We start from the raw sequence: 15,929 nt of genomic DNA on the forward strand, positions 1-15,929 counted from the left end.
AGATGTTTTCAATAAAGATTTTCTTAAGAAAAAATTTTTTATAATTAATGTACTCCTCAACTCGCATCACTTTTAGTTATATATACAGAACGCTTCATCATTGTACACATTTCCTAGAATGTTATGTGCCCATGGAGGAGTTTCTGGAGTGTTTATGGATTCTGCAACACCATAATCATACTGATATACTAGTTCATGGTTATCTGGTACAGACTGATGAATATACCATCCTACACAATCTCCACTATTAACACCAACGAATTTTATACAATCTACTTCTGCATAATACATTTGTGCTCCAAGCAGGCGAGCTTCACTTATCTTAGGATTTCCACTTATGTCTCCTTTCTCTCCAGTTATCTTAAAAACTGGCATTGTAACACCATTTAAGGAATAATTAGTTAGTACATCAAAGTGAATAGTAGTCAATCCAAATCCATCACAACCAAAATATTCTTGTCCTAATCCATTATTTGCTCCTCCTATAGAAACGGTATTACTATTCCATGCAAAATACGGATTGTATCCTACTGCCATTACAGGAATTGATGGTATGAAAAATACTAATACCATAAGTACTATTATTGTTGACAATATTATAATTCTTATATTATTTTTAACGATATTCAGATTCATACTCTCTAAAACATTTTCTTCAACCCAATATATATATAGGTTTAAATAAAATATTATTGTTAAAACTATTAACTAACGAAATAAAAGATTTTCAACTATATCGTAATTATAAGAAAAAACAGTTTAATATATCTATTTTATTTTTGGCGGTATTAGATAGTTCCATAAGTATTTGAAAAGATTAACGTTATTTTATGTCAAACAATTCTATTATTTATATGGATATAGCAGAACTTTGTGGACGAGTAAAATCTATAGGATATTTTGGTTCTTATACTCGGGAGGATTACATTGAAGGAGTTTCAGACATTAATGTGTTTGCAATAACTGAAGATAAATCATTACTTATAGAATTAGCTAGTAACGATTTCTCTCCTGTAGTTCTGAGCGAGAACGATTTACAAAAAATATGTTCAGAAGGTGAGCCATTATGCTACTATATAATCTTTGATTCTAAAGTAGTATGTGGGAGTATTAATGCTACTTTCATTAAGACACAAAAAACTTGTGAAAGATTAAAGAAACAAATAGTCTCTTTTCTTCAGATGAGTATTGAAGGATTCTTTAGAGGCGATCAGATTAGTTCTCTTTCAAACGCATACAAGAGTTTTAGGTCATTAATTCAGTGGAAATATTGTTTAACTCACGATATGATCCCATTAAGTAACAAAGATCTTGATAATGCATGTAAAGAGTTAAATATGCAATGTGCAACTTTCGACGACATTGTAAATTTAAGGAAAGTGAGAATGCCTATTACGTTGTGGAGTTTAAATAAAATATACAAGGAAATTAACTCACAGATACATATACCTTTTCCTTCTCCCATTAAAATAAACGAATTAACTAAGGGTAAATTAAGTAAAATTCTGTTAAATGATAAAGTATATCTTATTACGAATGAAGGGGATAGAATAGAAGTATAGTTTTTATACTAAACAAATACGTTATACAAAAAACATTGATTGAAGAAAGATTTATTACTATTATAGAGAATTTTCAATTATGTCCACAGAAGAAGTAAATAGAGATATGGAAAGAGCTGAGGAATATGAACAATTAACGCCTAGAACTACTGCACTTGGAGGAAATAAATTCGAGATTTCTACAGGTTTAATAATAGCAGCTAGATATGCGGATAAATTGAGAAGAGTTTCTTTAGTGTCGCTAAGTAAAATGGTACCAAAGGATATTATTATAAGAGATGTTTCAGAGCTTAATAAGAAACTTTACGATGAGATAATAAACAGAAAAATAGATAAGCTTAGCGTTATACGAATTACAGTAACTGCTCATTATGATGCTGATAAGAAGAAAATATTTTTTGATGATGTAAAAATTCAGAGATACTATACTGAAGATGAGTGTAAAAGGCAATATGAAGAAATTGCTAAAGAAAACGAAAAATTGAAATCCGAAATTTCTACAATAAGACAAAAGTTACAAGAGCTTTTAGCCGTAAATAACTTTTAACTTTGAGGATTAATGAGTGTTGAATCAGAACTAAAGTTAAAAATTTTTGTTTCAATTATTTTAACTATAATTTCTGAAATAGTAATAATTTCACTTATTGTAAGCATCTTAAGGTTGCCCTTATTTTTGATAGGTGTTTTCTTAGGTTTATTATGGTTAATACAATGGTTAATATCACCATATCTTGTAGCAAGGGATGCGTACGAGGTTACTCCTATAGATCCTTATTATAGTTGGGTTTATTCTATTGTTAAAAATGTATCGAGAAAAAGTAATATTAAAACACCTAGAATATTTATAGTAAATGAGCCTTTCCCTAATGCTTTTGCTTATGGAAATTATGTATCTGGAAAAAGAATAGGAATAACCAAGCCATTACTTTCCATATTAACTCCTGAAGAATTAGAAGCAGTTATAGGTCATGAAATAGGTCATATAAAGCATGCAGATGTTGAAATAGGTATGGCTATAGGTTTAGTTCCTTCAATAATCGGCTATCTAGGAATGCTTTTAATCAATACAGGTCTAATTTTCTTCCTTTTTATAGAGGATATTTCCGATATTATTTTTGCAATTATATTAATTTCGTTAGGATCCTTAATGTTAGCTATAACATTTTTTATTCAAATATTCGTCCTGTGGTTTAATAGATTGAGAGAGTCATATGCCGATATGTATTCTGTAAAAATCTTAGGGAAAAGGGCATATTATCTTGCTACCGCACTTGCCAAAATAGAAATATATATGAAAAATATTAGAATAGATCCATTTACTGGAATTATTGTAACTGCAACACCAGTTAAAGTTACGTCAAATGATCCAAATCTCCTTTTGGAAGAATGGTTACATAAAAAAATCTCACCTTTTTCTGATATATTTGATACTCATCCTCATCCAGCTAAAAGAGTTAAAATGATATTTGAGCTATTATCCCTTTACTAAGCCTATTACGAAACCAATTATGAAGGCTATAGAATTATACGGTAATAAAGAAACATATTTAGAAGCATAATCTTCTGCTTTGGTAGCATATACTCCTAAATCCATTAATCCGTGTTGAATACTAGATGGCGATATAGCTCCTATTGCAACTAGTATTATAATTATAGCAAGAATAACTATCCCTACTTTAACTATGTTTTTTACTAAATAACCTACTAATAACCCTAAAACGAAAGCTACTATTAGTGAAACTACGTCGCTAGTAGTTATTGAAGATAGCCCAACACTACTTACCATAATGTTCATATTGATAATATATAATTCTAGACAACCTTATAAGTTTACTTGAGAGGGTAAATTTATGAAAGTTCTTAAATATCACCTTAAGGCCAAAATACAAATTAAGGATAAAGAAGAGACCAAGGAACTTACATTTAGGCATCTCATAAATGTTAGGAAATTTATTAATGGCATGAGTAAAAAGTATGACGTTAAATGCTCTAAATTAAATTCTTCTGGAGATGTATATACTACTCAATGCGAAGGAGGAGATTCTACAAAACTATTTTTTGAGGTTAAAAAAGAACGAATAAAGAAACCTAAGGCAGAAAAGAAAGAGGAAAAGAAGGAAGCTAAAAAGGAAAAGAAAGAGGCTGAAAATAGGGAATATCAAGTAGAAAGCAAACCTGAACCGGCAAGCGAAACTAAGCGAGATACGGAAATGGCTCAAGAAAAGAAAGAAAAACAAGAAGAAACTAAAAAAGAAAACTCTTAACAAAAATCTACTTTTTTATATAAAATTTACGCTGGGATAGTCTGTACGTGAGATTGTAAATCTTTCTTTACAGTATCAACCAATTTATTCAAATCTTGTATTAATCTACCGTATAATTCTTCATTATTTACCCAGTATACATAGTTAGGTCTTCCTTTTTGCTTTGTTTGATCGACTACTTTGTCTCTATTTATTAATCCTTTGTAGAGTAGATTATTTATTGATTTACTTATTGATGCCTTAGTTACGTGTAAAGATCCTGCTAATTCATCAGTATCTAATTTCTTTCCTTTTGTCATGAGTAGATGTAGTACTTCAACGTCGCTCTTTGAAAGTCCGTACAGAAACGCTATTACCTCATGAATGTCTACTTCTCTACCATCTGGAAATCTTATTCTTTCTGACATTTTTAATCCTATTAACATAATGTGTTTTTTAACTTAAAAAAACTATACATTCTAATGTATAAAAAAATATACTTTTATGTACTTTAGCTAAGAAAACATCTTTACTTATTTGTGAACTTATGTATAAAAGTACATATTTATATAATTGACGTAGAACGGTGTTAAATTAACAGAGTTAAATATTTTCTCCTCTATTATATATATGCGATTTTTTTATCATGAAAAATAAGTAAAAAGTATGGAATGGAAAACTTATTGCGAAGAATCATATACGAAGGTAATTCCCTATTTAAGGACCGCTATAATAAAAACTCTAGTTAAGAAAGGGATTCCAGTAAAGAAAGCCGTAAAGATTGTAGGAATTTCTACTACTGCCTATGAAAGGCATGTTAACGATAAAAAAGTAAATATGATACTTCAAGATGAGGAACTTGGAGATATGATAGAAGGTGTAACAAGTAGATTATCTACAGGAGAAGTTGTAGAAGCTACTAGTTTCTGTATATTATGCTCAAAATCTAGGAAAGTTTTCGGACTTCAACCTTGTACCTAAATTTATTTTATTTTAAGTATTTTATAGTATATGAAGAATAAGGACATAGTGGCCTTTAGTAGCATTGCTTTCTTTTTGTCTTACTTTTCTAGATTAGCATGGAGTATACTATCTCCGTTTTCTAGCTTAAAGCCTACTATAGAAGATGATGGAATAATTTTTACCTTATTTTTTATAGGTTATGTATCAGTTCAGATACCTGCTGGTATACTTTCTGATAAAATTGGAACTAGGAAAATAATTTTTACCTCTTTATTGGGTATATTTATCTCTTCATTAATTTCTGGATTAGCAGTGAATATAATCCAAGAATTTATAGCCAGCTTTATCATGGGCTTATCTGCTGGCTGGATTTATCCAGTTACAATAAAAATGATTTCTAATTTTTTTAAAGGAAAGGAGCTTGCGATAGCTATGGGTTACTATAGTTTAGCATGGCCACTGTCTCTGGTTTTAGCTGGAGACGTACTTCCATTTGTAGGTACTTCAATAGGATGGCGTTGGGGATATTTTATAATATCGATAATATCTATATCTTCAGCATTATATTCATTAAAGATACCTTATGCTACTTCGCATAAGTCTTCAAGTTTTACTATTATTAGAGACAAAAGTGTTGTAATGATAGCTATAGGCGGATTTCTATTTTTTCTCTCATACTGGAGTATAGCTTTATTTCTTTACAAATATTTATTAGAAACAGTTTATAATCCTTATATCTCTGGTGTAATATACTCTCTAACCGCTTTACCAGGAATTTTTTCTACAATAGTTTCTGGAAAGATTATCAATTTACTAGGAGTCAGAAAGGTATTTATATTATTTATTTCGCCATATGGTATTTTGACTATATCAATATCTTTTGTATATTTTGCAATATTTTTAGGAATAATAGCATCTTTTATGGGTCTGATCAGATTTGTAATAACCCCAGCTAATTCTACTGCAGTAGCGCAAATAGGTAAAGAAAATAGCGGAAGCGTAACAGGATTCGCTAATTTTTTCTGGCAATCGAGCGGAATATTAAGCTCATTCCTCTCAGCTATTATAATTTCGTCATTAGGCTTTAGATTTTTATGGATATTTATGGGTTTAATAACACTGTTATCTGTAATATTTTACTCTTTAATAAGGGTTAGCCAGTAACTTTTAAAACAGCCTATGATTTGGGTATAGTTTTTAATTGGCAAAGGATTAACAACCTTATGTTAAGTTTTAGATACGATTTAAGTTTGAAATTTCTGATAACTTACTTCACTAAACATATACAAAATACTATTATATTATAGAATAATTTTCGGCGTATTTTTAACTTATATTGCATATATTATACATTTATATCATATTTCTTCTTCTTCAGTTATTTTTTAATCTAACTTATGATTTGGGGAAAAATATTTTTAAATATAAGATAACATTTCCATATGTCAAGCAGTTTAGGAATTCAAAAAATAGGACTACGATGGAGTGCAATGTTACTATCGGCATTATGGGCTTGAGTACATCTAGATCTAACATCTGCAGTTTTACCTAATCCTACGGCAACCTTAATCTATAGAATATTTTTCGGATTTACAGCGTCTTTAGCTATAGTAGCCGCAGTAGCTTTTATTCAAGGTATTAGATCGTTATATCTACCTGCTGCAATATTCTATGCAATAGATTTAGCGTTACTTACAGAGACTAGAACAGCACCAGCGTTATTCGTAGGGAAAGTGCTTCCAGTAAACCCGTATGTAGAGATTTCAATAGCACTCGATGTAATATTACTAGCTCTATCCCTAGTACTATGGAAATTCGATAGAAAATAGATAACAAGTTTTTTCTTAAGAAAATCATTTTTTAATATATGAAGCATGAGTTATATGAGGATGTTATAGAAGCCGAAAATTCTTCTCAAGGTTTTGGTATATATAGATATAACAGAGTAATTTCTGTAAATAAATATCTAAATAATGGCAAGTGGATAATAGGGGAAGGAACAGACGAGAATATACCTTTTGATTGTACAAGTCTCATTAGGGAAGAAGTAAAAGATTGGGAAAAAGTAGAGGATATAATAAGAAGATTTACTATAGAAGGTGTTAAGATAACTGTCAAAAGAGTCAAAAGAAGATTACAACACAAAGATAAAATTTGTGAGGAAGATAAAATAGTTAATTATGTTAATTTTAATGGAAATCTTTTCGCATTTACTGGGTCTCCTAGAGACATAGGTGCGGTTTTAGACTATTTGAAAATTGAAACTCCTAGATCCCTAACAAGGATATGGAGTATAGATAGAACCGCAGTAATTTTAGATCCCGAAGCATCGGCAAAAGTTTTCCACGAGATTTTCTCCTTATTAAAAGGGGATTCTCCCAGAGTTAAAAAGAATGAAAAATTATTCTCAGATCTATCTATCTATGATAATCCTGAAAATCCTTTTTCAGTAGGTTTCTATGCTTTTGACGATGAAGGAACAAAAGCCAGGAAAAAGGAAATAATAGGAGACGGGTATGTTTTAGACTATCTAGGTACTTTAACTACAAAGCTAGGAACTCCTGGTAATGGGAGAGGAATAATACCTAAACCAGACTATTTTACTTTGGAAATAAGAAGAGGAGATTGGGGATTTCAAGAAATGATAGAAGATACAAAAAACGGTATTTTAGTTCTTGGAGCTAAATCTACAGAAATAGTAAAGAACAGCGTGAGACTAGTGCCAAGAGAATCTATTCTAATTGGAAATGGAAGTATTATTCTAAGAGAAATTGCCATTCCTTTCCAAGAGTTTCTTACTATAGACGGAATATCAAGGGAAACTAAGAATGTTATTATAGACGAGGAGCACGGGGGTATATCTCCATTTATTAGAATTCACGCTAGACCAATACTATACTAGAAATATTTTTGGCATGATCTATACCATGACGGTATTTTTGGATTATTAATAGAATCCCAATCATCATACGGTTTTATATCTAAAACAGGCGTGCCATTGTATGCATTTATACCTTTAACTGTTAATGTATTTTCTTTTATATTCAATAGTTCCACTACTGAAATTCCAATAGGATTTGGTCTGTTTGGGCTCCTAGTTGAGAATATACCTATGTTTTTCCCATTACACTCTCTCGTGAGAGATTTGAGCGAAGATAAATGCATATAATATATAATAAATAAATGAGAAAATTCTTCTAAGCCTCTTAATCCTTCTGAGTAATCTTTATCTATCACTATATTTACGGGCTCATGTCTAGATGCTCCTTCATTTCTTCTCACATAACCTATGGGTATTAGATTCAATGCCTATAGATCCTCCAGTAATTTTTCAAATCCTTTAATATCTCTTAATGGTAATCCAGTTCCTCCTTTAGTTACCATCAATATTTCAGATACTATACTAAACGCTATATCTTTTTCATTTTTAGAATTTATATCTAGACCAGCAGGTATTCGTAGTTTTCTTAATTTATCTTTATCTATTCCCGCTTCAATTACTCTTTTTAATATAGTTTTGGCTCTTTTCAAGCTCATCACAACTGCTATTTCCTTAGCTCCGCCAAGTATTGACTTTATAATTGCCCACGTATCATAAACATGTTTTGTTGCTATTAGGACATAATTATCTTTTACAATTTCGTCTGGAATTTGGAAAGTAGTTCCTTTTATGACTTCATCTGCCTCATAATCACCAGCAAACGGATCTACTACTATAACGTAATAACCTAGATCTTTAAGATGTTTAGCAACATAAGGCGCTACAGAAATTGTTCTTCCAGTACATTTACTTTCGTCGACCTTTACTGTATCTCTATCACATATTACTGGTTCTTCCATTTCTGCCTCTTTGCTTGATGCAAAAATAACTATTTTCATGATATAATATACGGAAAGCTTGAATAAAAACGTAATTCTTGATTTTAAAAATCTAAACTAAACCACTAGTAAGTATTACAAAACCTACAGTATAAAGTATACCTATAGCAATTTTCCTCATAATTTCATGAGGAATTTTAGGATATATTAGATAAGATAACAAGAGTATCCATAAGAATCCAACAGATCCACCAATAAATGCAGGGAAAACGCTTCCTGTCATAAAATATGCCGATATTTCAAAAAGATTTACTTCTACTCCCTCTCCTAATACTCCTACTAAACCAGTAATAAAAGCACCCTTTGGAGTAGGATAATCGGTAAAAAGGAAATAACTAGCTAATCCCAGGAAAAAGAATCCTAAAATAATTTTCATGAGATATTCTGCAGTATCTGTAATTAAAATTGGCAGCAACATATATATTAAATAGCTAATTAGAAAAACTGATATTACGCCAAAGAAAGTGCCTAAATTTCCCATTTTCTTATCGTTAGATCTTGCCATGTAAGAAAACATTGACATTTCAATACCCTCAAAAGTACATGGAAGAAATGATGCTAAAAAAGGAATTTCCCAACTCATGTCATTTACCTTCTTCTGTATATCCTAGCCAGCATTACTCCGCCTATTAGAAAACCTATGAACGATGCAGTAAAATAGTACTCGCTAACAAATTGGTAAATATTATTGACCTCATAAATATATCCAGATATTCCTAGTGAAATTGTGAATAACAAGAAGGCAGGCTTAAGTAAAGTTCTCTTTTTAAATGATATAAAAAGTATAACGAAAGCTACTGTATCAAGAGGTAATAAGAACATCATTTCTGGTACTGGATACACTTCTGCGTATCCCTTATAGCTGGGAACTGTAGCTATATATCCATAATGTATAGGATACTGTAAAGCTATAGGATACGTCCAGTTATTAGGCTCTAATATTATAGGCTGTCTAGGATTTACATCGAAATTAAAACTTTGTAATATACCGTGAACTCCTCTTTCTGACAAGTTGGTTATATATGGTAAATGAAAATTATAGTCTATAAATCCTAAAATACTGTACCCAGATATTGTATAATTATTTACCCAACCTTCTTTTGCATATGGAGAAATTATCAATAATGGTATTCTTTGGCCCAAACCATAATGATTTATTGAAGGTGGTATTATTTGATCATAATATCCTCCACCTTCGTCAAAAGTTATAAAAATTGCAGTGGAATTCCAGTATTTGCTCTGCATTACTGCATTTATAACACTAACAAGCTCTTTTTCTCCTTTTAATATATTATATGGTGGATGCATATCATATTCGTCATTCGAACATCCTATGAACATAACCCATGATACTGAAGGAAGATTTCCTTTAAGGTCTTCATAAAAGTTAGATATTCCATAGAAATGATTTTTGTATTCAGAAATTCCATTAAATGCATTTAATGGCCAAGGTATTCCTCCAGAATATCCATAAGTGTAATATCCCCAGCTTACGTTATAATAGGAAAGTTGATAAAATATACTAGAATTTAGTGGGCACGTTCCACTAGCATCGTCCGTGTAAAAATTAGGAGGAAATCCAGTTAAGTAAGCTATCCTGTTTGGTTCTGTTAATCCCATTACTGGAGCAAAGTAATTATCTGCGAGAACGTATTCTTCTGCATAATCCCATAGCGGAGCTTCTTGCTCATAGGAGAAGTATGCCATTGATTGAGGTCCAGAATAGTAAACAAATCCATCATCTGTATCAAACCAATAGTCACCATGATAAGAATTCCATCCTTCATAAGGATCTACTGTAGAATAAGCGTCGGCATAATATGGATGAGAATTTCCCAATTCTGGTAGCCATGGTACATTTGGAACGGAAACGTAGTTTAAAGTACCTTTCTTTAATTGTGTATAATTCGTATAAAGACCTTCTGGGTCCATTAGTGATAATGTTATATTATTAACTATAGGCGGATAGCCAAATGGATACGTTCCAAAGAGATTATCAAAAGAATGATTTTCTTCTATAATAATTATAACATGCTTTATTGGAGTTTGTGTGTCTGAGTACGAATGTAGAGGTATGCTTAGTAAAAATAATACTGTAATTGCTAATCCTATAAGACCAATTTTCATAGAACTATTAAAGAAGAAGAGTTATTAAATTCTTATTATAGTGCATTTTATCATATAAACTATAGAGGCTATATATTCCTATTTAGTTTTTATATTTTCTATAATTTCCTTTAAAACTTCTGGATCTTCAAGCATGGTTTCATCAAATTTATTTCCTATAATAGCATCTCTAAGTGCTCTTCTAACTATTTTGCCACTTCTTGATCTAGGCAATCTGTTTACTTTAAATATTTTATCAATAACGTAGATAGGTCCTAATGATTCTTTTATTTTTTCTCTAATCTGATCTTCACTTACATTGCCTACAATGAATACATCTAATTTTTCTCCTTTAATCTCGTCTGGAACTCCAATAGCGGCAACTTCGATTACTCCAGGGATTTCAGAAATTACACTTTCAACTTCCCCGCTGGTTATTCTATGTCCTGCAATTTTTATCATATCGTCTGCTCTTCCCACAATTTTTATATAATTTTCATTTATAATAGCAAGGTCTCCTGTATAATGATATCCAAATTTGAAATATTCCTTGAATTTTTCTTGATTATTTAGTATACCTATAAATTGTGTAGGAAACTTTGATTTCATAACTAAGTAACCAACATCATCTGTATGTTTACCATTTTCGTCTACAGTATCTAATAATGCTCCAGGGAAAGGTACTCCTGCATAACCTTTTCTAGGCTCTACATTCATCGAAAAAGGTATACCAACTACGTATCCAAGTTCTGTTTGTCCATAAACGTCGGTATATTTGTCCGCAAAAGACACATAATCCCAACTTTTTTCGTCCATTATTTCTCCAGCAGTAGCAGCAAATTCTACTCTAGGTATTTTTATCCCTAATTTTACTAGAAGTCTGAGAAGAGTAGGTGAAGTAAAGAAAAGTTTAGGGTTTATTTCATCAATTATTTTAGCTACACGATCTTTTGGATAATCTGGAGCACCTTCCATAAATACTAATGTACCACCGTGAAGTAATGTAGCGTACATAATTCTAGAAAAAGTTATCCAACCTACGTCAGCTGTTGTAAATACTATATCTCCTTCTTTGAGAGAAAACATTATATCAAAAACTGTGTAATCTCCAACCATCCAGGCTCCATGAGGTAAAATAATTCCTTTTGGTTTTCCTGTAGTTCCAGATGTATACATAACTTTTAATGGCTCATTACTTTCAATTTCCTCATATTTATCATATTCATTATCAAAATCAAACTCATTATTTCTGTCAAAAACTATACTTCCTTCTAAATATAATGGAATTTCCTTGCCTCTTCTATATGTCTTATTTGCCTTTATTATGGCATTAGGTTTAAAATCGTCTATTCTTGATTTTACAGCTTCATAACCTAATCCAGCAAATATTAGTGAATATATTGCACCTAATCGAGCGCACGCTAGAATTGATGCTATCGTTTCTATCATATTGGGCATGTAAATTGCTACTCTATCTCCTCTTTTGACTCCTATATCTTTTAATTTTCCTGCAATTCGTCTTGACAATTTATCTAAATCATTATATGAGATCTCTCTGACTTCGTTTTCGCCATACCATATTAGTGCCTTGCCAGAATGGTTCAAGGAATTCATTGCAATATTGGTTTTTCCTCCAATAAACCACTTGTTTTCAAATACCTTATCCCATTTTCTAAACCAATTAAGGGAAGATGCAAAAGGATTCCAATATTTTTCTGGATTTTCCAAGGCTAGTTCGTACGCTGTTTTATAGTCCATGGGATAATTCTTCTGTATTCTCGATAAAAAGCAATTTTCTTAATTTTTCTTCAGGTTCCTTTATAAGATTCTTGTTTAATTGTTTTACTAAATCATCTCGTATTTCTTCCTTGTTTATTTTTTCTAATGTTATTATTCCACCTATAACCGAATGATATCCATAGAAATATCTTACTTTGTTACTCATTAAATTCCTTATAGTTGAAGATCTCATTACTCCTCCTAATAAGTAAACATTATTTACATCTTTTTTTAGTCTATTTACCATTAAATCTATATATTCTGCGGCATTTTTCATTACTTTAAAAGCTAATTCATCATTTTTAGAGAGCTTATCAATATTCACAGCAAAACTAGCTATTAATCTTTTATTTTGTTCTTTAGATAATCGTGTTACTACTTCTCTAAACTCTCCTCCAAAGAATTTTTCAACTTCTTCAGGAATTTTACTTTCCTTTTCTATCTTATCTACACTTCTTATTGCATAAGTTATAGCATTTTTAGCTATCCATGATGCCGATCCTTCGTCTCCAAAAAACCAACCCCAACCTCCTACCCTTATTATTTCTCCATTTTTCTGATAAAACGCTACGCTTCCAGTACCTGGAGCAAAAACAGCTCCATCATTAAACAGATTAGTTGCTCTTAATGCAGAAACTCCATCATTCATTACTATCGAATCTTTAAAAATGTCCTTAGCTATTCTCTCTCCAATTTCTGTAAATTTTTTAGAGTCACCAACTCCTGCAAGAGCAAAAACTGCCTTATTTATTTCTTTAAGTGAGACTGAAGAATTATTTAATGCGTCATTTATAGCTTCCATTATATTTTTCTTGGCTTGCTCCTCTCCTACTTCTGTATAATTTCCAGAAGACGAAATTCCAACACCTAAGATTTCATCTTTATAAACTGCTGCAACAGTCTTAGTAGCTCCACCGTCTACTGCAAGTATCATACAAGTTTGGAAGAAAACAAATTAATGTAGTTAACTAAAATATTGTAATGAATAATCTCGCAGTAATAAAAGACGCGTTGACTGAAAATTTAAATAAACAAATGATGCCTTTCCCATTTGATAAAAAAATTTGCAGTGGATGGACTACTGATTTGCCTAAAACTGGAGATACTATAATTTATACCTCTTGTATGTATCAAATAGAAACTATAGTTCCGATTTTTAATAAATTTCTACCGTATTTGTCATCTCTTAAGTCCCTAATACCTTTAGCTAGTAGACTAAAGCCAAGCAAACAACAAATAGATAGAGCATATCTCATATTAAATAATATAGTAAATGCAATAAAAAAGGAGGGAATAGTTCCAGCATATTTTTACGATGAAGAACCTTATAGTGGAGCTATACTTTTAGAAATGGGATTCCTCACAGAATTTGAAGAATATGGAAAGAAAGTTTATGAATTCTTCAAAAATAAGGGAGTAAAAAGAATAATTACTGTAGATCCTCATACTCATAATGCTTTAACAAGATATAATGACTTTTTCAATTTTGATATTGAAGTGATAAGTTATTTAGAAATTGTAAAACCCAAAAAAATTGAAGGTGAATTCACTATTCATGATTCATGTCTTTATTCTAGATTCCTTAACTTGAGAGATAAATACAGAGAAATGATAACATCATCAGGAATAAAACTTATTGAAGATGATATGTTAACTGGGAAGGATACTTCTTATTGTTGCGGAGGTCCTTTAGCTCCAGTTGATTCGAAAGTAAGTGAAGAAATGGCAAAAGAAAGAGCTAAAGGTTTAAGAAAATTAAGTAAAAAACTATTAGTTACATGTCCTATTTGTTATGCTACTTTATCTCCTCATTTTGAGGGCGAAATTAAAGATATAGCAGAGGTGTTATTATGAGCTGGGAAATAGCTGTCAATAGAGCAATAAATAACAATGTACCTAGAGTATACAAAGTATTAAGGGAATATCCTTATATCATTGAGTTAGCTAAGGAATTAAGAGAAACTAAGCTTAAGGTTCTTAATAATATTGATTATTATATAGATCAGACGCTAAAATCTGTAGAAAAAATTGGAGGAAAAGGATATTTTGTGTCCACACCAGAAGAAGCTAGAGAAATAGTGGGAAAGATTGTAGGAGAAGGAAAAACTGTAGTAATGGGCAAATCGATGGTAGCTTATGAGGCAGGAATTAGAGAATACCTAATAAGAAAAGGTAACGAAGTTTGGGAAACCGATTTAGGAGAGTTCCTCATTCAAATTGGAAATCAACCACCTTCTCACATAATAGCTCCGGCAATACATCTTACAAAAGAGGAAACTGAAAAACTTCTTAAAGATAAAATAGGCGGAGTCAATGAAAATTCTACACATGAGGATTTAGTAAAAAGAGTGAGAGAATTCCTTAGGGAGAAATTCATTAAAGCAGATATAGGTATAACTGGGGCTAATTCTGTAGCTGCTGATACTGGGACTGTAGCACTAGTTGAGAATGAAGGTAATATAAGATTTTCAACTGTAGCTCCCCAGGTTCATATAGCTATTACTGGAGTAGACAAGATTGTCCCAACTCTCCATGATGCTATGATAGAAGTAATGGTTCAAGCAGCATATGCTGGAATTTATCCTCCAACTTACATAAATCTTACTTCAGGACCAAGTTCTACTGCAGACATAGAAATGAAAAGAGTTAATCCAGCGCACGGGCCTAAAGAGTTTCACTTAATATTATTGGACAATGGTAGACTAAAAGCAAATAAAGATCCAGTATTAAGGGAAGCGTTACTATGCATAAGGTGTGGTAGATGTCATTTTCATTGTCCAGTTTATAGGGTAATGGGTGTAAACTGGGGAGACCCTCCTTTTACTGGACCTACTGGAGCTATGTGGTCGTATATAGTTAATGGGGATACAAAACCTGCACTTTACTGTACACATTCTGGTGGATGTAAAGAAGTTTGCCCTATGAAGATAAACATTCCTAGGATATTAGAGTATATAAAGTGGAAAAATAACGATAAAAAATAATTTCAAATATAAAAAATTTTAAAGTATATTTCCTAGTGTAGGAATTTTTAATCCTATATATCCTACTAATATTAATATAATAAATTCAATAATTATCGACATTATCCCTATACCTATTGCTCCTAGCCAACTAACGTCAAATATCGCTCTATATATCGCAATTACCGCTAATATGGAAACTAGAACTCCTATTAATTCTAGATGAAGTAGTCCAAAAATTCCGGAAATTATAATAATAGCTATTATTCCTGCAAGTGTAGCTATCATAGCTCTACCTATTGTGCCGTTTTTACTAAATATCTTGGCAGAAATCCATACAGGTATTGAAGTTATTACCCAAGCTAAGATGAAAATCACTATTGTTGCTAAGATAGTTTCAAGTGGCGTTATTATTGACATAGTAAATCGTCTTC

At 31.3% G+C, this 15,929-nt stretch carries 19 protein-coding genes and 1 pseudogene; 10 read left to right on the top strand and 10 right to left on the bottom strand.

Going from position 1 to position 15,929, the window contains the following annotated elements:
- Window positions 1-72: 72 nt before the first annotated feature.
- Entirely contained in the window at window positions 73-573 is a 501-nt protein-coding gene (locus DFR85_RS27785) for a hypothetical protein (protein WP_162582789.1), read from the bottom strand.
- 281 nt (window positions 574-854) lie between these two features.
- On the opposite strand from DFR85_RS27785, the gene DFR85_RS27790 reads away from it, so the two are divergent.
- The 3 genes from DFR85_RS27790 (at window position 855) to DFR85_RS27800 (ending at window position 3,051) form a co-directional block, all read left to right on the top strand.
- Entirely contained in the window at window positions 855-1,562 is a 708-nt protein-coding gene (locus DFR85_RS27790) for a hypothetical protein (protein WP_162582791.1), read from the top strand.
- Between the two features lie 79 nt (window positions 1,563-1,641).
- Window positions 1,642-2,109 (top strand): DUF2258 domain-containing protein, encoded by a 468-nt coding sequence (locus DFR85_RS27795; protein WP_110271085.1) that lies wholly within the window; start codon window positions 1,642-1,644, stop codon window positions 2,107-2,109.
- 12 nt (window positions 2,110-2,121) lie between these two features.
- A complete protein-coding gene (locus DFR85_RS27800; RefSeq protein ID WP_110271086.1) occupies window positions 2,122-3,051 on the top strand; it encodes a zinc metalloprotease HtpX in 930 nt (309 codons plus the stop codon).
- On the opposite strand, the gene DFR85_RS27805 is transcribed toward DFR85_RS27800, so the two are convergent.
- A complete protein-coding gene (locus DFR85_RS27805; protein WP_246252883.1) occupies window positions 3,037-3,357 on the bottom strand; it encodes a hypothetical protein in 321 nt (106 codons plus the stop codon). The two genes, DFR85_RS27800 and DFR85_RS27805, sit on opposite strands and share 15 nt — an antisense overlap.
- Window positions 3,358-3,412: 55 nt before the next feature.
- Here DFR85_RS27805 and DFR85_RS27810 point away from each other — a divergent pair, with 55 nt between their 5' ends.
- The gene (locus tag DFR85_RS27810; protein WP_246252884.1) at window positions 3,413-3,826 is read left to right on the top strand and encodes a hypothetical protein; all 414 of its coding nucleotides are present in this window, start codon (window positions 3,413-3,415) and stop codon (window positions 3,824-3,826) included.
- A gap of 26 nt (window positions 3,827-3,852) precedes the next feature.
- Here DFR85_RS27810 and lrs14 read toward each other — a convergent pair whose 3' ends face one another.
- A complete protein-coding gene (gene lrs14, locus DFR85_RS27815; protein ID WP_110271894.1) occupies window positions 3,853-4,233 on the bottom strand; it encodes an Lrs14 family HTH-type transcriptional regulator in 381 nt (126 codons plus the stop codon).
- A 238-nt stretch (window positions 4,234-4,471) separates the two neighbouring features.
- Between lrs14 and DFR85_RS27820 the strand changes: the two genes are divergently transcribed.
- The 4 genes and pseudogenes from DFR85_RS27820 (at window position 4,472) to DFR85_RS27835 (ending at window position 7,670) form a co-directional block, all read left to right on the top strand.
- Window positions 4,472-4,786: a transcriptional regulator gene (locus DFR85_RS27820; RefSeq protein ID WP_110271088.1), complete on the top strand. Its 315-nt coding sequence runs from the start codon at window positions 4,472-4,474 to the stop codon at window positions 4,784-4,786.
- 30 nt (window positions 4,787-4,816) lie between these two features.
- On the top strand, window positions 4,817-5,932 hold the full coding sequence (locus DFR85_RS27825; protein ID WP_110271089.1) for an MFS transporter: 1,116 nt from the start codon (window positions 4,817-4,819) through the stop codon (window positions 5,930-5,932).
- A 278-nt stretch (window positions 5,933-6,210) separates the two neighbouring features.
- Window positions 6,211-6,597, top strand: a pseudogene (locus tag DFR85_RS31965) (hypothetical protein).
- Between the two features lie 38 nt (window positions 6,598-6,635).
- Entirely contained in the window at window positions 6,636-7,670 is a 1,035-nt protein-coding gene (locus DFR85_RS27835) for a metallopeptidase TldD-related protein (protein WP_110271090.1), read from the top strand.
- Here DFR85_RS27835 and tsaA read toward each other — a convergent pair.
- The 6 genes from tsaA to DFR85_RS27865 form a co-directional block, all read right to left on the bottom strand.
- Window positions 7,667-8,074: a tRNA (N6-threonylcarbamoyladenosine(37)-N6)-methyltransferase TrmO gene (gene tsaA / locus DFR85_RS27840; RefSeq protein ID WP_110271091.1), complete on the bottom strand. Its 408-nt coding sequence runs from the start codon at window positions 8,072-8,074 to the stop codon at window positions 7,667-7,669. The genes DFR85_RS27835 and tsaA overlap by 4 nt on opposite strands.
- A gap of 3 nt (window positions 8,075-8,077) precedes the next feature.
- Entirely contained in the window at window positions 8,078-8,647 is a 570-nt protein-coding gene (locus DFR85_RS27845) for an XdhC family protein (protein ID WP_110271092.1), read from the bottom strand.
- A gap of 52 nt (window positions 8,648-8,699) precedes the next feature.
- Window positions 8,700-9,230, bottom strand: a complete 531-nt coding sequence (locus DFR85_RS27850) for a hypothetical protein (RefSeq protein WP_110271093.1) — start codon at window positions 9,228-9,230, stop codon at window positions 8,700-8,702.
- 5 nt (window positions 9,231-9,235) lie between these two features.
- Window positions 9,236-10,774, bottom strand: a complete 1,539-nt coding sequence (locus DFR85_RS27855; RefSeq protein ID WP_110271094.1) for an alkaline phosphatase family protein — start codon at window positions 10,772-10,774, stop codon at window positions 9,236-9,238.
- Between the two features lie 78 nt (window positions 10,775-10,852).
- The gene (locus tag DFR85_RS27860; protein WP_110271095.1) at window positions 10,853-12,511 is read right to left on the bottom strand and encodes an AMP-binding protein; all 1,659 of its coding nucleotides are present in this window, start codon (window positions 12,509-12,511) and stop codon (window positions 10,853-10,855) included.
- Window positions 12,501-13,466, bottom strand: a complete 966-nt coding sequence (locus DFR85_RS27865) for a BadF/BadG/BcrA/BcrD ATPase family protein (RefSeq protein ID WP_110271096.1) — start codon at window positions 13,464-13,466, stop codon at window positions 12,501-12,503. The genes DFR85_RS27860 and DFR85_RS27865 overlap by 11 nt, the downstream gene beginning before the upstream one ends.
- Before the next feature lie 47 nt (window positions 13,467-13,513).
- Here DFR85_RS27865 and DFR85_RS27870 point away from each other — a divergent pair, with 47 nt between their 5' ends.
- Window positions 13,514-14,386, top strand: coding sequence for a heterodisulfide reductase-related iron-sulfur binding cluster (locus tag DFR85_RS27870; RefSeq protein ID WP_110271097.1), 873 nt, complete (start codon window positions 13,514-13,516; stop codon window positions 14,384-14,386).
- The gene (locus DFR85_RS27875; RefSeq protein WP_110271098.1) at window positions 14,380-15,516 is read left to right on the top strand and encodes an LUD domain-containing protein; all 1,137 of its coding nucleotides are present in this window, start codon (window positions 14,380-14,382) and stop codon (window positions 15,514-15,516) included. Before DFR85_RS27870 ends, DFR85_RS27875 begins: the two co-directional genes overlap by 7 nt.
- An 18-nt stretch (window positions 15,517-15,534) precedes the next feature.
- Here DFR85_RS27875 and DFR85_RS27880 read toward each other — a convergent pair whose 3' ends face one another.
- Window positions 15,535-15,915: a hypothetical protein gene (locus DFR85_RS27880; RefSeq protein ID WP_110271099.1), complete on the bottom strand. Its 381-nt coding sequence runs from the start codon at window positions 15,913-15,915 to the stop codon at window positions 15,535-15,537.
- Window positions 15,916-15,929: the final 14 nt, after the last annotated feature.

It is taken from the genome of Acidianus brierleyi, assembly GCF_003201835.2.
Taxonomy (GTDB): Archaea; Thermoproteota; Thermoprotei_A; order Sulfolobales; family Sulfolobaceae; genus Aramenus; species Aramenus brierleyi.